Below are 25040 nucleotides of genomic sequence, written 5' to 3' on the forward strand. Positions count from 1 at the left end.
TTTAGGAACCAAAAAATAAACAATGAAAATAGAGAACATCTTAGGCGCAATCGGCAATACGCCGCATGTACGCCTCAATAGGCTTTTCGACACGGGACATGAAGTCTGGATCAAGACCGAGCGTAGCAACCCGGGAGGCAGTATCAAAGACCGTATTGCCCTGGCTATGATCGAAGACGCAGAGCAAAAGGGCAGGCTGACCAAAGATACCCTGATCATAGAGCCCACCTCGGGCAATACTGGTGTGGGGCTGGCGCTGGTCGCTGCTATCAAAGGCTATCGGCTGGTGCTGGTGATGCCAGAGTCAATGAGCATAGAACGGCGTAAGCTAATGGCTGCTTATGGCGCCAGGTTTGTGCTGACACCAAGAGAAAAAGGGACCGCAGGCGCAGTGGCTAAAGCCAATGAGCTGGCCGCGGCTATCCCTGGCGCCTGGGTGCCGCAGCAGTTTGACAATACCGCCAACCTGGACATCCATCGGCGTACAACTGCCGGGGAGATACTGAACGACTTTCCTGAAGGGATCGATTACCTGATCACCGGAGTAGGCACAGGTGGGCACATCACAGCAGTAGCTGAAGTCTTAAAAGAGCATTTCCCAGCGCTTAAGGTATTTGCCGTAGAACCGGAGCAGTCGCCGGTATTAAGCGGTGGGGCGCCCGGTCCACATCCGCTGCAAGGTATCGGAGCGGGTTTCAGGCCATCCATATTGAATACCGAAATACTGGACGGCATTATCCGGGTGGGCAAAGAAGAAGCCTTTGACTATACCCGGAGGCTGGCCAGGGAGGAAGGCATACTGGCCGGCATTTCGACAGGTGCTTCCCTTGCTGCTGTGGCTTCACGGCTGGCCGGTATTCCCCCGGGAGCGCGCATCCTCACTTTCAATTATGATACGGGAGAGCGATACTGGTCGGTGCCCGATCTCTTCTCCGAAGAGGGCGCAGAGGCCGATTTCGCTGCATTTACAGATAAGATTGCAGGCTAAGCTGCTTCTTTAATCACGATAAAAAAGATAAACCGTGGAAACAGGAAAAGTGATACTGGCCGGTGCAGGTCCCGGCGATCCCGAGCTGCTAACGTTGAAAGCGGCCCGCTACCTGCAGCAGGCAGATGTGGTGCTGGCCGATCGCCTGGTGAGCGAAGGTATTTTGTACCAATGGGTACAACCGCGTGCGGAGATCATTTTTGTAGGTAAAGAAGGCGGTAATGACCAATCAACAAGCCAGGAAGATATCAATGCGTTGCTGGTGCAATATGCCCTGGAAGGCAAACTGGTCGTTCGTTTGAAAGGGGGAGATGTCGCCTTCTATGCTAATGTGCTGGACGAGCTGCTGGCCCTGAACCGGTATAGCATTTCCTACGAGATCGTGCCTGGTATCAGCGCGGCATCGGGCGCATCGGCTTATAGCGGCATCCCGCTTACAGCCAGGAATTATGCGCAAAGCGTACGCTTTCTTACCCTGTACAATGCGGATCAATATACCGATGTGTTCTGGCAGGAGCTGGCGCACACCGCCGATACACTTGTGCTGTATATGAGTGGCGGTCAGTTGGGCACAATTGCCCGGAAGCTTTCGGCCCGGGGTATTGCAGCCGGTAAAATGCTCGCGCTGATCAGCCAGGCGACCACACCGCAACAAAGTATACAGCTATGGGATATCGATAAACTGGCAGAGCAGGAGCATTCTTCTTTCATTTCCCCTTCACTGATCATCATTGGCAAGGTAGTGGCCCTTCACGAACAATTCGGCTGGTTCAAGCCTGAAGCAGCTGAGCAGTCTGAGGTCTATTTCAGGGAGATACGCAACGCACAAGCGGCATCATTGTCACCTGTCTTCGTACCGAAATAAAACAGGCATTATGATCACAACAGAACGCAATACTGTATTGCAACAACTGGTATCCGGTGCTTCACACGATGAGCTGGTCTGGATCAGCGGATACCTTTCCGGCTTGCTGGGCCAGCAACCAAACCGTGCTGTGCTGCCGCATAGTGCTTCGCTGAATATAACACTGGCTTATGGAACAGAGACAGGCAACAGCAAAGCCTTAGCGCATAAGCTGGCAGCGCTGGGCAAGCGACAGAAGCATAAAATGAAAGTAGTGGCGCTCGACCAATACAAACCCACGCAACTGGCCGGGGAAGCATTATTCATTGCGGTGGTCAGCACCCAGGGCGATGGCGATCCGCCGATAGCAGCGCAACGTTTTTTTGACTATCTGATTCAGGAGCAACCCGACCTGGCAGGGCTGCAATTTGCAGTGTTAGCCCTGGGCGATAGCAGCTACCCTCGCTTTTGCCAGGCCGGTATTGACCTGGACCAACTGTTGAGGCAAAATAAAGCGACCCGTGTGCAAAAGCCACTGTTATGCGATACTGATTATGAAAGCGCTGCTATTGCCTGGTTTGATCAGCTGTTGACGGGCTTGGGTGATCCGGATGGGCAAAGCGTACCACCGATGCTGGCTAATGCACCCGCCGGACCCGCGAAAAAGGTGTACGCAGGAGGGATCACAAGGCATATCAATCTCAACGACCGGGGATCGGATAAGGCTACCTATCATATTGAGATCGCTGCACCGGGGATTGCTTACCAGCCTGGGGATGCCCTGGCCCTGGTACCCGAAAACCCGGCAACATTGGTCGAGGATCTGTTGGCGCTGACTGGGACCTATGCCACTCAGGAAGTAAGCTACCGGGGGCAGCAGCGGCCCGTCTATACGCTCCTGCAAAAGGAGCTCAATATCAGCTGGCTGCCGGAGCGGGTGGTGGCAGCCTATGCAGCCATTGTACAGCAGGAAATACCGGAAACAAAGATCGGGTTGAAGGATCTGCTGAAGATCTATCCGCTTAAGGCGCCGGCACAATTTGAAGAAGTGCTGCAAGTGCTGGAACCTATGGCCCCGCGCCAATATTCTATTGCCTCCTCTCCTGCGGCCCATCCAGGCGAGATACACCTTACGGTAGCATTGGACACCTTTAGTGTAGCGGGCGAAGTACGGCATGGCTTGTGCTCACATTACCTGTCACTACAGGAGGATAGCGTCTTGTCTTTTCGCATTCACACGAACAACAGGTTCCGGTTGCCGCCGGAGAATAAGGACATGATCATGATAGGTCCGGGTACCGGTATCGCGCCCTTCAGGGCTTTCCTTAATGAAAGAGACGCTGACGGTGCTATCGGAAGGAACTGGCTCTTCTTCGGCGACCGGAACTTTACTACGGACTTCCTGTACCAGACAGAAATACAGAGCTGGTTGGAAACAGGCCTGCTGAGCCGCTTCAACGCCGCCTTTTCCCGCGACCAGGAAGAAAAGATCTATGTGCAGCATCGTATGGAAGAACATGGCGCTGAACTATACAAATGGCTCGGGGAGGGCGCTTACCTCTATATCTGCGGCGCACGGGTTCCTATGGCAGCCGATGTAGAGGCGACCTTGCTCCGCATCATCGCCCGCGAAAGCGGGGAGAGCACCGAAGCCGCACAGCAGTTTCTGGAACAGCTGGAAACAGAAGGCCGTTATTTAAAAGATGTTTATTAAGCCAATAGCATATGAGCACAAAATTATCTTCGACAGAAAGGATAAAAACAGATAGTAAGGGTCTCCGGGGGACACTGAAAGAAAGTCTGCTGGATGAGCATACCGGCGCTCTGCGGGAAGACGACCAGGTACTGATCAAGTTCCACGGCATGTACCAGCAGGACAATCGTGACCGGAGAGAGGAGCGGGCGGCCAAAAAGCTCGACCGCTTGTATTCCTATATGATCCGGCTAAGGCTGCCTGGAGGTTTTCTTACACCGGAGCAATGGATTGCGGTGCACGAGATTGCCGGGCAGCATACCACCGGTGTGATCAAGATCACCACCCGGCAGACCATTCAGTTGCATGGTATCCTGAAAGCGAAGATTAAGCCGACGATAAAGGCTTTCAATGAAGCTATACTGGATTCCATTGCAGCCTGCGGCGACGTCAACAGGAATGTGGTCGCGGCCGCTTATCCTTCGCAATCGGCGGTACATCGCACCGTGCATCAATTGGCCGATAAGATCAGCGCTTACCTGAAGCCAAAGACAAGCGCTTATTATGAAATATGGCTTGATGAAGAAAAGATCATAGAGAAGGAAGAAACAGATGAGCTGTACGAAGACCGTTACCTGCCCCGAAAGTTCAAGGTAGCCATAGCGGTGCCGCCCAATAACGATGTCGATGTGTATACCAATGATGTCGGGCTGATCGCTATTGTTGAAGCGGGAGAAATAAAAGGCTATAATATCGCCATCGGCGGCGGCATGGGCAGTACACATGGCAATAGCGCCACCTACCCGCGGCTGGCCACCCCTATCGGATTTGTCGATAACGAGGAAAAAGCCCTGAAAGCTGTATACGAAATCGCTACTATTCAGCGCGACTACGGCAACCGGAGCGATCGGAAGCTGTCCCGCCTGAAATATACCGTTGATCAGTATGGTCTCGATTTTTTTTGTGATGAGCTGGAACGCCGTATGGGCTTTGCCCTGGAAACCACAAAAGAAGTGATCTTTACCACAAGGGCAGATGAATATGGCTGGCAGCAAACAGAAAACGGTACCTGGACCTACACCTTGTTTACCGAGAACGGAAGGCTGCTGGATGAAGGTGATGTGCAGCTAAAAACAGCCATCTACGAAGTGGCGCAGACCGGTAAGGCCAATATTCGCTTTACCTGCCACCAGAACCTGAGCCTTTGCGATATTGCACTTCCCGATAAGCCGGTCATAGAGGCTTTGCTCAAACAATACGGTGCGATCGCGCATACGGAGCAGGCTTCGGTTGTACGAAAGCAAGCTATGGCCTGTGTCGCTTTCAATACCTGCCCCCTGGCACTTGCAGAGGCACAGCGCTATATGCCGGCGCTGATCTCATCGATAGAGCAATTGTTGCATCAGTATGCGCTGGATGATGAGGAGATCATCATGCGTATGACGGGCTGTCCCAACGGCTGTGCACGTCCTTATGCTGCCGAGATCGGCTTCGTAGGAACAGCTTATGGGCGTTACAATGTTTACCTGGGCGCCGATAGAGCCGGTACACGGCTAAATAAGCTGTACCGGGAAAGCCAGGATGAAGCGGCGATATTGGCCCTGCTCGATAATCTTTTTAAACAATACAGCGAACAACGCCTTCCGGGTGAGGCTTTCGGCGACTTCAGCCTGAGAGCGGCCTGGGTATAATGTCCATTCTTATGTTTCGGTATTTCCACATTCCCGTTAGCCGTAGGCGTTATCATGATATCGTAGATCGTTGTCCCTGCCGGGGACTATATCAACTTATGCGGCATGCGCTGCAGCCGTACCCGGTATAAATTCCAAACGATCACAATCATATTTTTTATCCATGAACTTCAAAACTGTTGTCTCGCTTTTCTCAATTTTACTTTTATCTACGGGCGTCTCTGCCCAACAAATGTTTGTCGCCAGCGGCATGATCACGGACGAACGGTCGCACCAGCCCATAGATGCCGCTACTGTAGCCGTTTTGGGGTCGAGTTTTGGTACCCTTACCGATTCTCTTGGCGCTTTTACGCTTCAGATCGACAGCAAGCTTCCGTTTACCCTCGAGATATCGGCGCTGGGCTACGAACAACAACATTTCCTGATCACCAGCGAGAACATCAATACTTCCTTGTCGTTGGCCCTGCATCCCAGCCAGGTTGCTATGGACCAGGTTGTGGTAAGCGCCTCCCGTATACCCGAACGCATATTGAGCGCGCCTGTCAGTATCGAAAAGCTTGATGTAAGGGCTATCCGGTCCGGTGCCGCGCCCACGTTTTATGATATGCTTGAAAATGTGAAGGGGATACAGATGACTACCCTGAGCCTGGGCTATAAAGTACCCAATGCCCGTGGATTCAGCGGGACTACCAATTCCCGTTTCCTGCAGATGGTCGATGGCGTAGACAATACTTCGCCCGGCATTGGCGCTCCGGTAGGCAATGCTGTGGGACCTACCGAACTGGACATCGAGAGTATGGAGATCATCCCGGGAGCTTCCTCGGCCCTTTACGGACTGAACGCGGTGAGCGGTATCGCCAACCTGAAGACGAAGTCTCCCTATGACTACCAGGGGCTAAGCGTCTACCAACGAGTAGGGATTAACCATGTGGACGATGCACAGCATAAAGTGAGCCCTTTATCGGAAACAGCCCTGCGCTACGCATGTGCCTTGGGAGCTCACTTTGCTTTTAAAGTAAATGCTGCATACACCCGCGGCAATGACTGGATCGCCGATAATCTGCGCGACCAGAATCCCGACGCCAACAGCTCTACCGGGTTGACCGGTGCAGACAATCCCGGAAAGGATCTGGTCAATGTCTACGGCGATGAAAGTAGCGACAGGCAAACCCTCACCTTGAATGGTAAAAAGTATGTCGTCAGCCGAACGGGTTACAGGGAAAGCGACCTGGCCGATTACAATCTTAATAATTATAAAGTCGACGTAAGTCTGCACTATCGTTTTCAGCCCGGTAAAGAGCTGTCCTATGTTTACCGTATCGGCAATGTACGGAATCTCTATCAGCGCGGTAACCGTATCGAACTGGATGGCCTTCAGATCCAGCAGCATGTGCTGGAGTACAAGACGCCCCGCTATTTCGTGAAGGCTTACTATACCATGGAAAATACCGGTAGCTCTTATAATCTGCGTCCACTGGGGGAGAATCTGGACCAGGCTTTCAAAGACAACAAGGCATGGTTTGGCGATTATACCAATGCCTACAATGCTGCGATAAGCCAGGGCCTTGGCGACGCCGGTGCGCATCGTCAGGCCAGGGCAACAGCCGATGCCGGCCGTTTTGAGCCGGGTACGGAAGCCTTTGAGCAGGAAAAAGCAAAGCTGATCGCGATCAACAATTGGGATATCGGCGCGGCGCTTAAAATGACGACCTCATTGGCTCACGTCGAAGGACAATATGATTTCTCAGACTATACGCCGGGCTTCCAGGTGCTGGCGGGCTTTAATTACCGGAACTACTTTATCAAGCCCGATGGCAATAGCTTCGTGAACCCGAAGTCCTTTACCGATGAGGCATTCAGTAATGCGGTATTCAACTATTACAGCGCAGGCGGCTTTGTCCAGGTCACGAAGAAAATATTGGAGGAAAAGCTGAAGATCGTGGCCTCGCTGCGTGCCGATAAAGTCCAGTATTTTGGCCCTAAGCTGAACCCGCGTATCGCGCTTGTTTTGAGTCCGGCGAAGGATCATAATTTCCGGATATCCTACCAGAACGGCTATCGCTTCCCCACTTTATTTGAAGGTTTTTCTTACGTAGATAATGGTGGTGTTAAACGGCTTGGCGGGCTTCAGGTAATGTCGGAACATTTCGGCGTTTTTGAAAACGCTTACCTGCGTTCTTCCCAGGATAAGTTCATAGCTGCCGTCAATAAGGATGTGAACAGCGGCGGAATGAGTCTGACCGAAGCACAGGATAAGAATAGTGGTATATTGGTAAAAAGCCAGTACGGTTATATCAAGCCGGAATATATCAATTCGCTGGAGGCCGGCTACAAGGGTGTTTTTGCCGACGGGAAAATTTTTATCGACATCGATTATTATTTCAACGTATACCGCGACTTTATAGGACAAGTAGAGCTGACAAGGCCCAACGAAGGCATCATCGGCCAGGACGCCGGAACGGTCAATGCAGCCTACGATAAAACCCAGTCGAAAATATACCGTATGTGGACCAACTCCACGGGTACGGTGAGCAATCATGGCGCTGGTCTGGGCGGTAGCTATAACTTCTACAGGAAATTCAGCCTGAATGCCAATGTCTCTTATGCGCGCTTGCTAAAGGTGTCGGCGACCGATGGTCTTATTCCCGCGTTTAATACGCCCGAATGGATGGTGAACATTGCCATTGGCAACCGGGAAGTATGGCGGAATACGGGATTTAGTATCAATTATCGCTACCAGAGCACCTTTGACTGGGAAAGCCCGCTGGCCAATGGCCGTATACCCGCCTACGGCGTTGTGGATGCGCAGATCACTTACCGGCTACCCAGGCTGTTTACCACGCTCAAGCTAGGCGCCAGCAACCTGTTCAACAAACGTTATTACCAGTACGAAGGAGGCCCTGTTATAGGCGGTTTGTATTATTTCACAGTGATTTTTGATCTGTCTAAGTCATGAAAGAACAAAGCTTGATAGCGCATAAGCCCGGGGTTAGCGACAGCGCAGACGCTGCGCCGCCGGAAAACCGGTTGTTTCCCATATTCCTCAAAGCCGAAGCTTTACCTTTGCTGATCATCGGCGCGGGAAATATAGGTTATGAAAAGCTGTGCGCTGTGCTGGCCAACGCCCCGGATGCCGCCATCAGGGTCGTTGCCGGAAGTATAGGAGCCGCGGTACAGCAAATGGCTGCCCTGCATCCCAATGTACAGCTGGAGGAAAGCCTGTTTGTGCCTGGAGTTCTTGATGGTGCCAGGTGGGTAATTGCCGCGACGGGTGATCCCGAGGCCGACCGGCAGATCAGGGAAGCGGCCCGGGAACGGAACTTGTTGCTGAACGTTGCAGATGTGCCTGAACTGTGCGATTTCTATCTTGGGGCTGTGGTGCGGAAAGGAAACCTAAAGATCGGTATTTCCACCAACGGCTTATCGCCTACGATCGCCAAAAGACTGAAGAACACTTTACAGGAGACATTGCCCGAGGAGCTGGACCAGGTATTGCTGCAGATGCAGGCGATACGGCAATATTTATCGGGCGATTTCAGTGGTAAGGTGAAGAAGCTGAATGCCATTACAAGCATACTCGCACGCGAGCCCTCCCGGATCAGGATGGTTACCGCAGAGCAGCAGTGGAAGTGGATTGCGTACCGGTGTATTTTTGCGTTCTTCTTTATGGTCGCCGGCTATGTTGTAATCCCTTTCTTTCCCATAAAGGAAATGTGGCATTATGGTCTGCAAACGGTCCAGGGTTGGAACACTACGTTTTACCTGATGATCCTGGCGGGTTTCCTGGCACAGCTCGTGGACGGGGCGCTGGGCATGGGTTATGGCGTTACTTGTACTGCGGTGCTGCTGAGCATAGGCACGCCGCTGCCTGCAATCAGCGGTAGTATCCATGCCGCCGAAATGTTCTCCAGCGGCGCCTCTGGCTTGAGTCACTATAAGTTTGGGAATGTCAATAAGAAGCTTTTCCTGCTGCTGTTGCTGCCTGGGGTAGCCGGTGCTATTGCGGGCGCGCTGCTTCTATCCTGGCTGGGTGATAGCTATGCTGCCTACATCAAGCCAGTGCTGGCGGGCTATACATTGTTGCTAGGTGTCCGGATCCTGGTCAACGCTTTCCGGAAGGCCCGGAACAGAAAGAAGCTAAAACGTGTGGGCTGGCTGGCAGCAGCCGGTGGTTTCCTCGATTCTTTTGGCGGCGGCGGGTGGGGGCCTTTAGTAACCAGCACACTGATCGCCAAAGGGAAGACACCGCGTTATGTGATCGGTACGGTAAGCATAACCGAGTTTTTTGTTACCTTTTCCAGTGCGCTTACTTTCTTTGCAATGATCGGGATCAGCCACCTGCAGGTGATCATCGGGCTCATCATCGGTGGCGTGGCGGCAGCGCCGCTTGCGGCAAAGTTAAGCGGGCGGCTGCCGGTAAAGACTATGTTTATTGCCGTAGGCACGCTGGTTATTTTGTGGAGCCTCAATATCCTGCTCCGGTTATTGTTGGGATAACAAGGAAATAAAAAAAGGGACATCCAGGCTTTGGTTTGAATGTCCCTTTTTATTACATATACTACTTAGCTCTTGAGTGCAGCCGCCATACCCGGCGCCAGCTTCAATGCCCATTCATGGTATTCTTTACCGGAATAGTGCAATTTGTCTGGTGTAAGGTATTGTTCGTCGGTTCCGTGCTGGCGGGTAGAAGCCGTAATGTCGACATAGTGGCATTTATAAGCCAGGGCTATAGCACGGTTGGCCATATTGAAAGCATTGATCTCAGCTGCAATGGTTGTACGGTCGCGCCCTTCGGCAAATGGCGTCGCACCCCAATCCGGGATAGACAGCACAAATACCCTGGCAGTACGGCCATTGGCAAACAGAATAGCCTTGTTCAATAACTGGGCAAATTCCCGTTTATAGTTTTCAAGATCACGTCCCCGGTATTGGTTGTTGACGCCGATCAGTAAAGTTACCACGTCGAATGTATCCCGGATGCCCGCTTCTTTTATGGCCGCTGCCAGCTCGTCGGTGGTCCATCCGGTTACCGCTACGATGTGGGGATCGGCCACCTGTGTCACATATTCCCTGCGGAGCAGCATAACTGTCTGGTGCGGAAAATTTTCGACAGCAGGCACTTGTTCACCAATAGTATAAGAATCTCCGAGCGCGAGGTAGGTAAACATGGCTTATGTTGTTTGACGAAGGGCTAAGTTACAGCCTAATTACATTATAAACCGGGGTTAGCGTACAAAAATCGTTTTAATATTAACAAATTCGCGAAGGCCGTAATAACTGAGCTCGCGGCCATAGCCGCTTTGCTTGACGCCTCCGAAAGGCAAGCGGGCATCGGAACGTACAAAATCATTGACAAATACGCTACCTGCCTGCAGTTCTTCTTCCGCTATTTTTTCCGCTCTTTTAATATCCCTTGAAAAAACAGCGCCGCCCAATCCGAAAATGGAATCATTGCCGATACGGATCGCATCTTCCTCGTCTTTGGCAGCTATGATGGCCGCTACGGGTCCAAACATTTCTTCGTCATAGGCCGGCATGCCTTTTTTTACACCGGTAAGCACGGTTGGCGGATAAAAAGCGCCGGGTTCATCGGGAATAAAGCCGCCGCAAAGGACCTGCGCACCTTTTTCCACACTTGCCAGTACCTGCTTATGCAACTGATCGCGCAGGTCGTGACGGGCCAGCGGTCCCAGCTGCATGGAGGTATTCATAGGATCGCCATATTTCTTTTCCTGCATCAGCGCCGTCATCTGGCTCTGGAATGTGGCTAGCACTTTCTCGTGCACCACGAAACGCTTCGCCGAAATGCAGCTTTGACCCGTATTATTCAGCCGTGATGTAACGCATACCTCTACAGCACGTTTCAGATCGGCATCTTCAAGTATCAGATAGGCATCGCTGCCACCCAGCTCCAGCACCTGCTTCTTCAGATGCCGGCCGGCTATCTCGGCCACCTTGCTGCCGCCACCGTTGCTGCCGGTGAAGGTTACCGCGTTGATGTATTTATGGGCGATCACCGGCTCCATTTCCGATGAAGAAAGAATGAGGGTTTGGAAAAGGTACTCCGGCAGGCCGGCCTCCTGCAAGGCCTTTTCGATGGCCAAGGCACAGCCGGTTACGTTAGAAGCGTGCTTCAGCACCATAGCATTACCGCCCATCAGTATAGGGCCCATCGCGCGGAATACCTGCCAATAAGGGAAGTTCCATGGCATAATGGCCAGCACGGTGCCCAGGGGCTGAAAACTCACATAGCTCAGCTGCGCATCGGTCTCTACGGGTTCGGGTTCGAGGAAACGAGGTCCATTGTCGGAATAATAAGTGAGCGCCGTAGCGCTTTTTTCAATTTCGGTAACGCTCTGCACATAAGGCTTGCCCATTTCCAGGGTAGCCAGTTCGGCCATGCTCTTTTTGTTCTTTTGCAGATAGTCGGCCAGCGATTTAAGGTAGGCGGCACGTTGCCTGATCGATACCTTACGCCATTTTTCAAAGGCTTTATGCGATTGTTCCAGCTTGTGCTTAATGATCGTAGGCGTATCCGTATTGTAATGGGTAATCTCTTTTCCTGTGAAAGGATTGATGGAAACCAGGGTGTTGCTCATCAGTAACTTGAATTTTAAATTGGTACGGTAAAGATACAACAGCTGTCCAGTATAAAGGTTGTCGTTAGCAATGCCTTTGCAATAGGCGTATCGATAAAGCCGATTGTCAGCCGGCCGTCATTTTATAAACAGATGGCAAAGGTTTTCCCGATTTTGAAAGGCGTGGCGGTCCGCTTTAAATATTTTTGCCCTATGTGTAATACCCAAACGCTTGCCCGCTCCGCCGATGGCTACATCATCCGCTGCACCGAGTGTAACCGCATCCAGCTGGCTTTCGGCATCGCAGCCGTAACGCTCAAACCACACCAGTTCCAGCGTCTGAAAGAGTACGCCGATATGGAACAGGAATACCGTACAGCAGTGTTTGCCGGTCCCGATCAGAAATGTGTTTCCCTGCCCGTGAACCATACTCTGACCCTCTGTCTCACACTGGCCGAATTGCAGGCGCTTACCGATCTGCTCGACCAGGCAGCCGGACTGATCACGGTATACGAGTTGCTGACCTGAGGCTGTAGTCGAATGAGGTTTCACTTTTTTGCAAGGTGGGAACTTCTTACATTTGACTATTATGCGTATCCAGAGAGCGACCCCGGTCAATGAATTGCTGGCGAAGGCCATTTTTTTGCTGTTGCCCACTTTGCTGGTCTGCTATTTCCTGCTATGGAATGCTAACCAGTACTATGTTGTGCTGAACAACCAGACCTGGCAACAGACTTTGTATGTTGCCGCCGGTATGGGTTGTGCCGCGCTATTGTATTCGTTCCGTTTCCGCTTCCTGCCGCCTTTTCTTATCCTGGCTGCTTTGTTGTATGCCGCCTATAAGGGGATCGATGCGACCGCCGTCGGCGAGTTCGATACCTTTTTCCTATCCATCCGTTTCCTGGTCTTTGCCTTCACCTTTCTTGCCGGCTGGCTTGTCGGTTGGGGCTTTATCCGGTTGCGGTTTTTTTCGATTTTTATATCGGCATTGTTTCTCAGCTCCTGTATCCTGCTGATCGCCAAACGGAGCGAGCTGTTCTTTAACGACCGGGGATATGATGTCTTACTGCAGTATGGCCTCATCATCGGACCGGTGATCATCTATTCGCTGTACATTATTTTTACCGCCGAGCTGATCCGTAATTACAAGGATAAGGGTCAGAAGTTCTGGTGGTTCATTAGCCGGAGATTGGTCTTGTTTGCCCTGCTTGCCGTACTGCTGTTGTCGGGTGTCATCTATTTTAACCGGGGAGAGATCAAGGAGACCATAGCCGAATTCGGCGGCGGTGGCGAAGAAGGAAAGAGCAGCATGCTCAAAAAGAATAAAGACAATACTTTTGACCTCCAACGCTATACCCAGCTGAGGGGAAGTCTTGGAAGAAGCAACGAGCTGCTGTTTGCAGCGCATATCGACAACTTTTTCCCCGATTCCGAAATTCCCAATCCGCTTTATCTGACCGCATTTTATTATTCCCGTTTCGATACGCTTACCGAAACGTTTGAGCAGGACTCATTGCTGCCTGCCAGCGACCTGTTTGAGCCCGACCCCTCAAAGCTGCCCCTGTTCTTTCCCAAATATGATTCTTCGGTACTGGCCTATGCGCTCACCGAAAAGCTGCGCCGTACGGTGGATATCGAAGTGTATAAAAAGCAGTTGTCGCCTACTACTTTTATTGCCCCCAGCACATCTTTCTTTGTACAGCCGATTACGATTGAAAAGGACTTTCAGAGCGAGTTTAAATCGGCTTACCGGGCCAAGAGCTATATTTCGGAGCTGAACAGCGCTTATTTCGTTTACAATGCCCCCGACCCACAGATCCAGCGGTTCCAGGAGCAGCGCTTCGAGGTGCTGCGCAAGGTACAGGGCTACGAGGGCGTGGATCCCAAGTTGATGAAGTACTACACCTTTATGCCTTCGGATGCGAAGTTTGACCGTATACGGCAGCTTGCCACCGAGGTGACTAAAGGAAAGACTACGCCTGTAGACAAAATGCTGGCGATAAGGGATTATTTCCTGTCCAAGGATGAGAACGGCGAGCCTTTATTTTCCTATACCGACAATCCCGGTGTGCCCGATATCCCGGATGCATCCAAACTGCAGTATTTTCTTTTTGAGAACCGGAAAGGCTATTGCGCCTACTATGCCGGCGCTACCTTATTCATGTTGCGGGCGCTGGGTATTCCCTCGCGCATAACGGTCGGTTTTATGACGGTGGATCGCAGCAACAAGAATAAAGGCTGGTACTGGTACTATGCCGACCAGGCGCATGCCTGGGTACAGCTATACTTCCCGGGGTACGGCTGGCTCGATTTCGATACCACTGTAGGAAACGAAGATGCCCAGCAAAGTCCGGCGCCGGACGGCACGCCGCCCATGCAGCCACCGAAGGCCTACCTGGCGGGCGATGGTATTGTCGAAGAGGTGGATACGGCAAATAAACTGATACGCATGAATCTCGTGCGCATGGTGTACCACGATAAGGAATACAAGTTGCCGGTACCGGTAAAGGTTGCTCTCGATATGGGGATTGCCGTCGTTACCAGGGACAGTATCGATGTGCCCCTTAGTGAAGTGCGTCCGGGCGACAGTGCTACTGCAGTCTCTTATGCCGAGGCTTTCAAAAATCTGAAACCGCAGGATAATGAAACGGGTGAGGCGCTGGTGAAGCGTTTCCCCAGTCCCGAGCCGATCGATGAGCTGCACCTGAAGCTGACAACCAAAGCCAAACAGCAGCAGCAGGCGCTGAAGGAAGAACGGGAAAAGCCAACCAGCTGGAAGGCGATCCTGATAGGCGCAGGCATCAGCGTGGGTTTCATCCTGTTAGTTTTGTTATTCCTGCCACGACTGATCTATGGTTATTTCCGCATGCGTTACCGCTCTGCGGGAAGTATGGGCCGGAAAGCTTATTGGGCTTATCGTACCACTGGCTTCTATTTGCACCAGCTGGGCTATTTCAAAGGCAGCCGAACTGCACTACAGCAGGCGCAATGGGTGGATGAGCAATTGCACACCAATTATACAGCATTCATTTTGCCTTATTTGAAATTGAAATACGCAAAGCAGGAATTGAACGCCTCTGAAGCGGCAACCGTAAGCCAGTTCCTGCCAGGGTTCATTGGGAAAGTAAAAGCGGCCGTACCGGCGGGCTATAGGACGAAAGCTTTCTTCAGGGTCTTCCGCGCGATTGCTTTCTTTGGAACTGCTGAGGAATAGCAGGAGAGATCGCTGCGGTACATAGATATCAAAACAGAAGCCGGCCGGGGTATTGCAGCTGCCCTGGCCGGCTTCTGTCTTAAGTCAGGTCAGCTCATCAGGCCGCTACGCGATCCGGTCGGTTCGCTATTGCATCATGGCATCAATAACGGCCGTTCGCAAGTCGTAGAACGTAGGCCGCAGGCGGCTGTCGCCATCGGTGCCATAGTTTACGATCAATACCATTACCTGGCCTTTCTCCGGGAAATAGAACAGGTCGGCGCTGTAGGCAAGGTCCCGTCCCCGGTGCCCGTAGGCATATTCATTATTGCTGCGGTGAATAAAGTCCTTCATCACGCCCGGCCCCAGCAGGCGATCACTGTCTTCCTCCTCTTTGGGGTTAAAGGTCAGCATTTGGGCCAGAGAGCCCGGACTGACGAGCGTTTTGCTGATGAGCAAAGCATCGATAAAGGTAAGCAGGTCGAATACATTTGAATAAAGCCCCGTATACCCGTTGCCACTCCCGGTATTGTAGCTCGAAAGATTCTCGATATTGCCATTGTTGTAGAGGTCGTAGTATCCCTGTGCGACTTTGCCCTCGGGTAAAGGATCGTGATAGTAGTAATACGTATTTTTGAGCTGCAGCCGGTCAATGATCTCGTCGTGCAGTAGCTGCTGGTGCGGCTTGCCGCCGATCTTATCGATAATCATGCTCAGGAGCAGGGTATTGGTATTGGAATACCCGGGACCTTCGCCTGCGGGGAAGGCTGGTTTTTTGCCTCTCACAAATTGCAGGATGTCTTCCTGGTTGCGGTGGCGCGGCGGATCGTTCAAGACATCCAGGTAAAAGCCATTATCCTTGATCACATCGTAGATGCCGGTCGTGTGATTCAGCAGCTGGCGTACCGTAACCTGTCCGGCATTGGCAATGTTTTTCAACTGGTCTTCGTCCAGGTAGCTTGTTACCGGGGCGTCGATGTCCAGCTTCCCCTGTTCGGCGAGGCGAAAAGCCAGGGTAGCCATGAATATCTTAGTGATGCTGGCTACTTTAGAGATATGGCAGGGCTGCATGATGATCCCTTTTTCGATATCGGCCATACCCGATGCTCCCACCCATGTGCCCAGGCTGTCCCTTACGAGGAGCGCTATACCGGGAAGCCCTTTTTGCGTATAGGCATCCAGCACGCCCTGGAAGCTTGCCGCTTTAGGATGGGTAGGGTAAGAAGGCGTTGTGCAGACTTGTGTGGCTTCGATGGTCTTTTTGCTGCAGGAGGCGCCGGCAGAGACCAGTAGCAGAAAGCATAAGCGTGTCAAAAGTTTCATGATCCGGGATGGTTGTTGTGCCGGGGCCGTTTTAAAGAGTAGATCGCACCAAGATGTAAAGCCGTGTTGGGAAGCAGCGGCACATACTTATTGACGAAAGGTGTCTGCAGCCAGAACTGGTATTGCAGGAACAGCTTTAACGGGAGCGTTGAACAGGATTGAAGGTCGTAGCCCAATGCCAATGAGGCGGTAGCCATCAATTGGGGCCGGCCCCAGTTCTTTTTCTTCACATACCGCCCGTCTTCCAGGCGGAATTGCTGCACATCGGCGAAAGAATGCAGGTAGCCTGCTCCCAGCAAGCCCTCGGCATAGAAGCCGCCGGTAATACGGTAACGGTAGCCAAACTCGGAGTAAAGCTGCAGGCCGTGCTGGTTGTACCGGTGATAAAAATAGCCGAGCTTCAGCGTCTGGAACAGTTCGGAGCGTTGCCCTTGGCGGTAACGATGCGCTGTGCCCAGGCAGATACCCGGGTGAATGGACTTACTGAAGACACCGGCATAGCCCTTTCCCGGCAATGAGGTGCCGTTATTGAAGAGGCTCAATGAAAGCGGTAACGTTTGCTCCTGGGCCGAAGCAGTGATGACGGCTATCAGAAAGAAGAGGGTAAATAATGGTCGCATAGGCTTTTGGCTGTTCTCGTATGAATATAAGATAATATCCGGACTTATAACTCCGGTATCATCCCGGAGCATCGGGACATTGACAAAACTTTTACACATCACCGCTCCGGTCGTTTGCCTTAAGTATCTTTGCGGTATGTTACACCGATTGGAGAAAGAGGAGAGCTTTATGCATAAAGGGCTGCGTAAGCAGTTGATAGAGGAGCTATGTGAAAAGGGTATCAAGGACGAGCGTGTGCTGGAGGCTATGGGCCGTATTCCCCGGCATTATTTCCTGGATCCGGCTTTCGAGCGGATCGCCTACGAAGACCGCGCTTTTCCCATCCTCGCAGGCCAGACCATTTCCCAACCCTATACTGTAGCTTATCAAAGCCAGTTCCTCGAGGTGAAACGTTTTGATAAAATACTGGAGATTGGTACCGGTAGCGCTTATCAGGCCTGTGTGCTGGCCGAAATGGGCGCCTGGGTATATACGATCGAGCGCCAAAGGCAATTGTTTGAGCACAATAACGATTTCTTTTACCTGAAGCACTACCCGCATCTGAAACGCTTTTACGGTGATGGCTTCGAAGGCTTGCCCTCTTTTGCACCTTTCGATAAGGTGATCATTACCGCTGCAGCACCTTTTGTACCGCCGAAGCTGGTCGAACAGATGAAAACGGGCGGCATCATGATCATCCCGGTGGATGTAGATGACGAAGGCAGCTCGCAGCAAATGAAGCGCATTACCAAAACCGCATCGGGCTATAAAGAGGAGATGCTTGATCATTTCAGCTTTGTACCCATGCTGGGTGGAAAGGGCAAGAACTAACAGGACCTATGAACAGATTTTCCTTTTTTCTACAGTCGCTTGTAGCGTTGCTCCTGCTGACGACACATGGCGCTTATGCACAGCAGAAGAAACTATCGTGGAACGATCAGTTTATCATCGATAAATCGGGCAAACCTTTCCCCGTGCAGGAGTCCTTTGCTACCCTCAACAGGAAAGTTTACGACTTCAAAGAGAATAAGCGTCCGGCGTTCGTCTATATCAGCTCCGAGTCCTGCCTGCCTTGCAAGTTCGAACTGCCCTTATATCTTGAGGCTTGTGACCGTTACAAAGATTTCGATTTCGTTTATTTTACTACCGATCCCGATACTACCGCGGTAAAACATAAATTCGGCGACCATATCGACCGGCCCAATCTGTACATCATCTCCAGACCCTACGACTATTTTTATGATCGCCAGCTTTTTCTGGGCTTCCCTACGAAATATTATGTCAGTAGTGATCATAAAGTGACGACTGTTCAGCTGGGTGGCTGGATGGATACGGAAAAGGTATGGGGGGAATGGTTGCCGGTATTAACTCATCTTCAATAATGATCCATGCAGCTACAGCTCAGTAACCTGGTACCGGAACCCTTGAAAAGCCGTTTAGGACAGCAGCATTCCGATATCTGGGGACAGGTTCAGGCCATACAGCCCGGTGAAAAAGTGTTTTTTCGCGCTCCTTCGGGCAAGGGTAAATCTACCTTCATGCATATTCTGTACGGGCTGAGGAATGATTATACCGGAACTGCTGCCTGGGACGGGAAAGACGTGCGTGGACACAATGACGATCAATGGGCAGCACTGCGTAGCAAAGATATCAGCATCGTGTTCCAGGACCTGCGGCTCTTTGGCGACCTTACCCTGGCCGAGAATATCAATATCAAGCGCGCCCTGACCAACACTATTGATGAAGAAGAAGCGCGGCAATGGTTGCAGCAGCTGGGGCTTGAGGGAAAATGGGAACAAAAGGCCGAGACGCTTTCGTATGGGGAGCGCCAGCGCGTGGCGATCGTGAGAAGCTTGTTGCAGCCTTTCCGTTGGCTGTTGCTGGACGAACCTTTCAGCCACCTGGACGACGACAATACGAAGAAGGCGGCACAACTCATCTACAGCAGGGTCGAAGCCAATAAGGCGGGCATGCTGGTCGTTGACCTGGAAGATAACGACTGGTTCCCCTACACGCGCAAACTCTTATTGTAACACAAGAGAAGTCAAGTTTCAAAAACTTGACTTCTCTTGTAGAAATAATCAGATCAGATGCCGAGCACGGTTTTTAGCTTGGCGTAGCCGCTGCGGCTCACCGGTATCTTGGCATTGTTGCGCAGGATCACACAATAATTTTCCTTTTCATAAAGCTCTACTTTGTGGATGTGCTGCACATTCACGATATAAGACCGGTGCACCCGCACAAACTGGTGTACCGGCAACTGTGCCTCGAAATGCGCCATGCGCTGATGTTTCAGGTAGTATTTATCGGCCGTGGTTACCTTTACGTAATCGTCGGCCGCTTCGATATACAGCACCTCGGGTAAGGGAATGATCTTAATATGGCCGCCATCTTTTACCACGATACGCTGTGATTGCTCAGGCAGCTGTAAACCACTCATGTCTTTAGGCTGCTCTGCTTCCGGCGTCCTGATCTGCGTTCTCACTTTTTCAAGCGCTTTCTGCAGCCGTTCGATACTTACCGGCTTCAGCAGGTAGTCGAGCGCGTTCACCTCGAAAGCCTTCAGCGCATACTCGTCGTAGGCGGTGGTAAAGATCACCTTTGGCGGATTTTCGAGCAGTTCCAGGAGCTCGAAGCCGGTTATTTTCGGCATTTGGATATCCAGAAAAATGAGGTCGGGCTGATATTCCTGGATTGCCTTCATACCTTCGAAGCCATCGTTGCACGAGGCCACGATCTCAACATCTTTCTCGTCTTCCAGGAGCTCGGCCAGCAGGGACCTTGCCAGGGGCTCGTCGTCGATCAGTATCGTTTTCATATCAAGCGTTTCAGTTATTGGTAGGTGTTACAGGTTGTTGCTCGTTCCCGGGTAGGGTCACCGGTATGCTGATGGTTGCCGTAAAGTGATGATGCGCATGCTCCGGATCGCTGTCCGGCTCCGGAGGCTGACTCTGAACCACAAGCAGATCGTTGCGGGCGAAGAGCAGGTACAGCCTGCGCCGCACCGATTCCAGGCCGAAGCCCGTCCCTTTGGTCGTCACTGCATCGGGATCGTAGGGGTTGACAATGCTGAACAGGAACTGGTCCTGGGTCAGCGTACCCTTTATATATATAGTCACGGGGCCCGTAGTCCCATACAAACCATATTTGATCGCATTTTCGACAAGAGGTTGTAGCAGGAAAGGGGGTATGCGGGCTTCCATGCAATCGGTGTGTATATGTTCCTCAATGGTAAGCCGGTGGCCAAAACGTACCTGCTCTATACTTAAGTAGATCCTGAGGTCCTCCAGCTCTTCCTGGATGGTAATAAGATCATTGTCTTCTTTTTTAAGGGTATGCCTCAGGAATTCCGATAGCTGCTGTACCATGGTCCGCGCATGTTTGGGCTCTTTCCCTATCAGGGCATTAATAGAATTGAGGCTGTTGAAGAGAAAATGCGGATGCAATTGCTGACGCAGCTTGAACAGCTCTGCTTCCTTGCGCAACTGCAGGCTGTGCTGTTCCTGCTCGCTAAGCGAATCCTGGTTGGACAAATGCCGGACAAAGTAGTTGATCAGGTTATAATCGCATAGCAGTATCCAGCCAATGAGACCGCGGATATAGAAGGTGTCGTTCCAGAACACCGTATAGGCTTTATTGTCAAAAGAGTTTTTGAGCGTCCATTGGCAAAGAAGAAGCCAGGCAATACAGAAACCAAAGCTTTGGGCCGCGATGATCCCATAGCGGGCGATGGGCGGCACATAATGACTGAAACCGTATTCAAGAAAGAGAAAGATGCCATACAACAGCAGGTTGCTACCCAAAGCATCGGCGAGGGCGATGTCGACAGGAAATCCCTTGAAAGCGCAAAGCCAATAGAACTGGGCCGTGCTGATGGTGAGCAAAATAATGGCCGCGCTCAGCTTTACGTTTAAGGTGTTGAAGTATGAAGGCATTCCTGTTTATTTTGAAAATATGGTCAGTACGGGGTAGGTTACTGAAGCTTAAAAGCTCTTGATCTCCACGCCGCCAAACATGACATTGCCTTTCAGGATCAGGGTCTTGCCCGATTCATGAGCGGTGCTCGACATCATCCGGCGGTCTTCGATCCCACCAAACACTACTGATAATTCATTTTTCAGGTTCCAATTGGCGGGAATAACGATATCCACACCACCGAACATCACCGATACATCTACTACTGCGGTACCCTGGAAATCGGCCTGGGTAAAATTGACCTGACAGCCGCCAAATACACTGGAGATGTTACCACCCCTGAAATTCTTGGAAAAAACATTACGCTCCATATTGCCAAAAGTTGAGCTGACACTGATAACATCGTCTGAAATATCGTTGGTCTGGTCGTCATCGCCGGCTACCGGTTCCCAATGCCTGCCGCCGAAGCGTCCGCGCGGGTGACGGCGGCCGTGACAGCGATCGTAATGCTTGTGAAAGCGGTTCCGCTTTATCAGCACCAGTATACCCAATAAGATGAGGCCGGCCGGCAAAACATAAGGACGCAGGTTGAGCGCAATTAAATTATTTTCGTAAAGCATGAAATAGCAACCTATAAGCACGAGAATAAGCCATGACATGTGGCGGAAGCCGTTTTTGACACCTGTAAAGATGCCTATAGCAATCAGGATCATAGGCCAGGTAAAGAACCAGTGAGGAAAGAGGCCTGCTGTTTGCGGGATGCGGTTAAGCAGAAATAGTACACCAATCACAATCAAGACCAATCCCCCCAGTTTATGATTAGGCTCAGGGCGCTTACGGGTGTAAGGCTTTGTCGCTTCGTTTTCCATTTTTAAATCAATTAATATACCACAAAAGTATATGCACTTCTACGTGTATGAAACACTGTTTCGATAAACGGGGGCAAAATTTCGGTAAACGGATGTTTCGGCACCGCAAGGGGCTGTTCCAACCGCCGGAACCTTACAAAATGCCGCGCCAGTAAGCGATCATGTCCGACAGGGTCTGCTCCAGCGGAATGCGCTGCTGCCATCCCGTTGCCTGTATCAGCCTGTGTGAAGAACCGTAGATCACCGGTTCGTCGCTGCTACGCACCAGGGAAGGGTCTTCCCTGTGGGGCAGGCTGCGACCGATAATGGTTTCGACCATAGATAGCAGTTCCGATATCCGGTAGCTTTTGTTGCCACACACATTATACACTTCACCCGCCCGCCCTTTTTCTGACAATAATACCAGGGCTTCCACGAGGTCCCGCACATCGGTAATGGCCCGTTCTGTAGTCAGTGTGCCGGTAGTTAGAACGTCTATCTCTCCTTTTTCAAACAATACGGCCCTTTTTGTAAAATCCGAGGCGACGTCGTTGGTCTTGCGCGGCCCGGTGGTGTTGAAGATTCTTACCCTGATGCTCCGTATATTGTTATTGGCAAAATACTGGAAGCCCAGCAGGTCCTGGGTCACCTTGCTCACGCCATAAGGGTGCAGGGGTAGCAGCGCTGTATCTTCCGTTACCGGAACATTTCCGGGTTTCAGGCTGGCGCCGTATTCGGCGCTGGAGCAGGCGATCAGCACCACGGGATCATAACCGGGATCTTCTTTTCTGAGCGTTTTGACCGCCTCAAACACGTTAATCGTCCCATTGGCATTGATATCCATTGTTTCAGCCGGCTTTTCCCACGATACAGTAGGGTAGCTTTGCGCCGCCAGGTGATAAATGATCCGGGGTTTATACTGCGCGATGATCTCCGCAACTTTCTTACTGTCGCGTATATCGCAGGGAATGTAATTGGCCTTGTCCAGCACCTCTTCTAACCGTATGGTAGGATGTGTATAATAGGTAGCAACCGCACGTTGTCCACGGCCCGCATAATAATCTGCGAGATGCGAACCTACCATGCCACAGCCCCCGGTAATTAGTATAGGAGCGTCTTCCAGATTATTCATAGTTTTGCAGTTTCTTAAAATAGATGGCAAAGAAAGCAAAAATAATCATAATAGGGCCAGGAAACCCCTATCGGAACGGGCAATCCATTTTCCTGGCGCATTTATGTAACAAGCTGACGCAGAACTTTGAAGTGGAGCTGGTCAATTTTAAGATGCTTTACCCGGGCTTTCTCTTTCCCGGCAAGACGCAATACGATACCAGCAGCGACAAAAAACTTTCTTTTCCCAATAAAAGAATGGTACACAGCCTCAACCCGTTCAACTGGGTAAAAGTGGCCCGTTATCTCAACCGCCAGCAGCCCGACCTGATCGCGATCGACTGGTGGCATCCTTTTTTCGGGCCCTGTATGCGTGGTATTACTGCAGGCCTGGATCGGCGCTTACGGCAGCGGGTAATGTTCATTACCGAGAATGTAATCTCCCATGAAGCAAACAAAGTCGATAAAATGTTGACGCGTTATGGCCTTAAGTATGCCCGTTGTTTTCTGGCGCTCTCCCGGTCCGTCGAAACGTTCCTGACGGAGATGTTTGGCAAAAAGGTCTTCCGGTCGGCGCTGCCCATTTACGATTTCTACAAGGCAGAGGAAACCCTGCCGGATCCCTCGCTCCGGGCGCAATTCGGCTTTAGCGACAACGATACAGTGTTGCTTTTCTTCGGATTGGTACGAAAATATAAAGGATTAGACCTGCTGCTGGAAGCCTTTGCCAGCCTGCTGAAGCGTAATCCCAACCTGAAGCTGCTTGTCGTGGGAGAATTCTATGAGGACGATAAGCCTTACTTCGACCAGGTGCAGCAGTTGGGTATCGGGGCGCAGGTACATATGGAAAACCGCTACGTACCCAATGAAGAAGTGGACCGGTATTTTACTGCTTCAGATTGCGTGGTGCTGCCTTATCGCTCGGCAACACAAAGCGGTATCCTCAGTATGGCTTATGGTTTTGGCAAGCCGGTGGTCGTAACGCCGGTAGGAGAACTGGGCGCCCTGGTCAATCCCGGGAAGACCGGCTTTGTAGCCACTGCAGCCGATGTAGGCAGTATCGAAGACAGCATTCAGCAATACCTTGATCAAAAAGACGGCATTCCTTTTGCCCGGCATATTGAAGCCTACAGAAGCGAGGGCGATCTGTTTGAACAGATTGATACTGTATTCGGGGAGGCTATCAGTTATGTATCAGCCCCCCTATGAACCATCGTGTAGGTCGAATACGTTATAGGATATCTTTCAGCCGGCTCAGGCAATCGATCTCGTAAGTCGGCTTTTCCTCATGTGCGTGCTTGCCGGGGTTGTAGTAAACCTGGTCCATGCCATATCCCTGCGCTCCCAGGATATCGGCCTCAAGGGCGTCGCCGATCATCAGGCTTTCGGCAACAGAGGCGCCGGCGGCTTCAACCGCATAGGCAAATATGGTGGGCATGGGTTTCATGCTGTTGCTGCTTTCGGAGGTGATCACCTTGTTGAAATAATGATCAATGCCGGAGGTACGCATCTTCTCCCATTGGGTCACTTCAAACCCGTTTGTGATCATGTGCAGCTGATAATTCCCGGCCACGCAATAATCGAGTATTTCAAGGGCAAAAGGCATGAGCTTGCCCTGGGAGGGCAGCCGTTCCAGGTACACCGCGCTCAGACGATGGGCGAGGTTGTTGTCGGCGATCTTAAAATCGAGCAGGGTATGCCACATCCTTTTCCAGCGTAGCTCGTCGCGATGAATATGTCCTTTACGGAACCGTTCCCAGAATTTTTCATTGTGCCGTTCATAAGTGACCCTGAAATCCTCGAATGCAGTGATCCCGCGTTGTTCCAGCTTGAACTCTGTGTACAGTTGTGCCAATGTGGCCCCCGAATTGCGTTCAAAATCCCAAAGGGTATGGTCGAGGTCAAAAAATAAATGTTTGTATTGAGGCATATCTTCCCTGAAATCTAATTGATCACTTCCATTACTGTGCGGAAAGCAGCAAAATGATTGCCGAATTTTTCCTGGGTCTTTTTGCGCATATGAGGCGCATGCTCGTGCACATAAGTCTGGTAATGCTCTATACTGTCGCAGTGGTACTGGATCACAAAGGTAACGCCTTCGCTTTCGTCCTGCTCCATCAGGCGGCACAGGCGGTAATCGCTGAATAGCCCGGTACGCATCATTTCGCCCAAGTGCTCTTCCTTGAGCCAGTGCATCCATTTGTCGGCAATACCCGGGTCGACCTTTGCGGTCACATTATATATAATCATCTGTTTG

General features: G+C 51.4%; 22 protein-coding genes. 12 read left to right on the forward strand and 10 right to left on the reverse strand.

Annotation, left to right across the window (positions count from 1 at the left end; genetic code table 11):
• Window positions 1-22: 22 nt before the first annotated feature.
• The 6 genes from cysK (at window position 23) to DZK30_RS02115 (ending at window position 9713) form a co-directional block, all read left to right on the forward strand.
• The gene (cysK, locus tag DZK30_RS02090; protein ID WP_118972423.1) at window positions 23-988 is read left to right on the forward strand and encodes a cysteine synthase A; all 966 of its coding nucleotides are present in this window, start codon (window positions 23-25) and stop codon (window positions 986-988) included.
• A gap of 34 nt (window positions 989-1022) precedes the next feature.
• On the forward strand, window positions 1023-1853 hold the full coding sequence (gene cobA, locus DZK30_RS02095) for a uroporphyrinogen-III C-methyltransferase (RefSeq protein ID WP_118972424.1): 831 nt from the start codon (window positions 1023-1025) through the stop codon (window positions 1851-1853).
• A 10-nt stretch (window positions 1854-1863) separates the two neighbouring features.
• Window positions 1864-3546 (forward strand): diflavin oxidoreductase, encoded by a 1683-nt coding sequence (locus tag DZK30_RS02100; RefSeq protein WP_118972425.1) that lies wholly within the window; start codon window positions 1864-1866, stop codon window positions 3544-3546.
• An 11-nt stretch (window positions 3547-3557) separates the two neighbouring features.
• A complete protein-coding gene (locus DZK30_RS02105; protein WP_118972426.1) occupies window positions 3558-5216 on the forward strand; it encodes an NADPH-dependent assimilatory sulfite reductase hemoprotein subunit in 1659 nt (552 codons plus the stop codon).
• A gap of 163 nt (window positions 5217-5379) precedes the next feature.
• Complete coding sequence (locus DZK30_RS02110) at window positions 5380-8172, forward strand: TonB-dependent receptor (RefSeq protein WP_118972427.1); 2793 nt, start codon at window positions 5380-5382, stop codon at window positions 8170-8172.
• Window positions 8169-9713: a TSUP family transporter gene (locus DZK30_RS02115; RefSeq protein WP_118972428.1), complete on the forward strand. Its 1545-nt coding sequence runs from the start codon at window positions 8169-8171 to the stop codon at window positions 9711-9713. The genes DZK30_RS02110 and DZK30_RS02115 overlap by 4 nt, the downstream gene beginning before the upstream one ends.
• Before the next feature lie 65 nt (window positions 9714-9778).
• On the opposite strand, the gene DZK30_RS02120 is transcribed toward DZK30_RS02115, so the two are convergent.
• Together DZK30_RS02120 and DZK30_RS02125 are read right to left on the reverse strand one after the other, a co-directional pair.
• Window positions 9779-10384 carry an SGNH/GDSL hydrolase family protein gene (locus DZK30_RS02120; RefSeq protein WP_118972429.1) on the reverse strand — a complete coding sequence of 202 codons (606 nt, stop codon included), beginning with the start codon at window positions 10382-10384 and terminating at the stop codon, window positions 9779-9781.
• 57 nt (window positions 10385-10441) lie between these two features.
• The gene (locus tag DZK30_RS02125; protein ID WP_118973371.1) at window positions 10442-11815 is read right to left on the reverse strand and encodes an NAD-dependent succinate-semialdehyde dehydrogenase; all 1374 of its coding nucleotides are present in this window, start codon (window positions 11813-11815) and stop codon (window positions 10442-10444) included.
• 192 nt (window positions 11816-12007) lie between these two features.
• Between DZK30_RS02125 and DZK30_RS02130 the strand changes: the two genes are divergently transcribed.
• Together DZK30_RS02130 and DZK30_RS02135 are read left to right on the forward strand one after the other, a co-directional pair.
• Entirely contained in the window at window positions 12008-12322 is a 315-nt protein-coding gene (locus DZK30_RS02130) for a DUF6686 family protein (protein ID WP_118972430.1), read from the forward strand.
• A 61-nt stretch (window positions 12323-12383) separates the two neighbouring features.
• Window positions 12384-15008 (forward strand): transglutaminase-like domain-containing protein, encoded by a 2625-nt coding sequence (locus tag DZK30_RS02135; RefSeq protein ID WP_118972431.1) that lies wholly within the window; start codon window positions 12384-12386, stop codon window positions 15006-15008.
• 126 nt (window positions 15009-15134) lie between these two features.
• Here DZK30_RS02135 and DZK30_RS02140 read toward each other — a convergent pair whose 3' ends face one another.
• Window positions 15135-16310: a serine hydrolase domain-containing protein gene (locus tag DZK30_RS02140; RefSeq protein WP_118972432.1), complete on the reverse strand. Its 1176-nt coding sequence runs from the start codon at window positions 16308-16310 to the stop codon at window positions 15135-15137.
• A complete protein-coding gene (locus DZK30_RS02145) occupies window positions 16307-16930 on the reverse strand; it encodes a hypothetical protein (RefSeq protein WP_162902761.1) in 624 nt (207 codons plus the stop codon). Before DZK30_RS02145 ends, DZK30_RS02140 begins: the two co-directional genes overlap by 4 nt.
• A gap of 136 nt (window positions 16931-17066) precedes the next feature.
• Here DZK30_RS02145 and DZK30_RS02150 point away from each other — a divergent pair, with 136 nt between their 5' ends.
• The 3 genes from DZK30_RS02150 to DZK30_RS02160 are packed head-to-tail and all read left to right on the forward strand — an operon-like array spanning window position 17067 to window position 18943.
• Complete coding sequence (locus DZK30_RS02150) at window positions 17067-17741, forward strand: protein-L-isoaspartate(D-aspartate) O-methyltransferase (RefSeq protein WP_118972434.1); 675 nt, start codon at window positions 17067-17069, stop codon at window positions 17739-17741.
• 8 nt (window positions 17742-17749) lie between these two features.
• Window positions 17750-18292, forward strand: a complete 543-nt coding sequence (locus DZK30_RS02155; protein ID WP_162902762.1) for a TlpA family protein disulfide reductase — start codon at window positions 17750-17752, stop codon at window positions 18290-18292.
• Between the two features lie 6 nt (window positions 18293-18298).
• Window positions 18299-18943: an ATP-binding cassette domain-containing protein gene (locus tag DZK30_RS02160; protein WP_118972436.1), complete on the forward strand. Its 645-nt coding sequence runs from the start codon at window positions 18299-18301 to the stop codon at window positions 18941-18943.
• A gap of 53 nt (window positions 18944-18996) precedes the next feature.
• On the opposite strand, the gene DZK30_RS02165 is transcribed toward DZK30_RS02160, so the two are convergent.
• The 4 genes from DZK30_RS02165 to DZK30_RS02180 all read right to left on the reverse strand — a co-directional run bounded on the left by DZK30_RS02165 (window position 18997) and on the right by DZK30_RS02180 (window position 22805).
• On the reverse strand, window positions 18997-19728 hold the full coding sequence (locus DZK30_RS02165) for a LytR/AlgR family response regulator transcription factor (RefSeq protein ID WP_118972437.1): 732 nt from the start codon (window positions 19726-19728) through the stop codon (window positions 18997-18999).
• A gap of 10 nt (window positions 19729-19738) precedes the next feature.
• Window positions 19739-20845, reverse strand: coding sequence for a sensor histidine kinase (locus tag DZK30_RS02170; protein WP_118972438.1), 1107 nt, complete (start codon window positions 20843-20845; stop codon window positions 19739-19741).
• 48 nt (window positions 20846-20893) lie between these two features.
• Window positions 20894-21694 carry a LiaF transmembrane domain-containing protein gene (locus DZK30_RS02175; protein WP_118972439.1) on the reverse strand — a complete coding sequence of 267 codons (801 nt, stop codon included), beginning with the start codon at window positions 21692-21694 and terminating at the stop codon, window positions 20894-20896.
• A gap of 133 nt (window positions 21695-21827) precedes the next feature.
• Entirely contained in the window at window positions 21828-22805 is a 978-nt protein-coding gene (locus DZK30_RS02180; protein WP_118972440.1) for a GDP-mannose 4,6-dehydratase, read from the reverse strand.
• 23 nt (window positions 22806-22828) lie between these two features.
• Here DZK30_RS02180 and DZK30_RS02185 point away from each other — a divergent pair, with 23 nt between their 5' ends.
• Complete coding sequence (locus tag DZK30_RS02185) at window positions 22829-23992, forward strand: glycosyltransferase (protein WP_118972441.1); 1164 nt, start codon at window positions 22829-22831, stop codon at window positions 23990-23992.
• A 22-nt stretch (window positions 23993-24014) separates the two neighbouring features.
• Here the strand turns inward: DZK30_RS02185 and DZK30_RS02190 are convergent, their stop codons facing one another.
• Complete coding sequence (locus DZK30_RS02190) at window positions 24015-24713, reverse strand: YjjG family noncanonical pyrimidine nucleotidase (protein ID WP_118972442.1); 699 nt, start codon at window positions 24711-24713, stop codon at window positions 24015-24017.
• A 14-nt stretch (window positions 24714-24727) separates the two neighbouring features.
• The gene (locus DZK30_RS02195) at window positions 24728-25033 is read right to left on the reverse strand and encodes a DUF4286 family protein (protein ID WP_118972443.1); all 306 of its coding nucleotides are present in this window, start codon (window positions 25031-25033) and stop codon (window positions 24728-24730) included.
• Between the last annotated feature and the right edge of the window lie 7 nt (window positions 25034-25040).

Source organism: Taibaiella koreensis, assembly GCF_003545715.1.
GTDB classification, from domain to species: domain Bacteria; phylum Bacteroidota; class Bacteroidia; order Chitinophagales; family Chitinophagaceae; genus Taibaiella; species Taibaiella koreensis.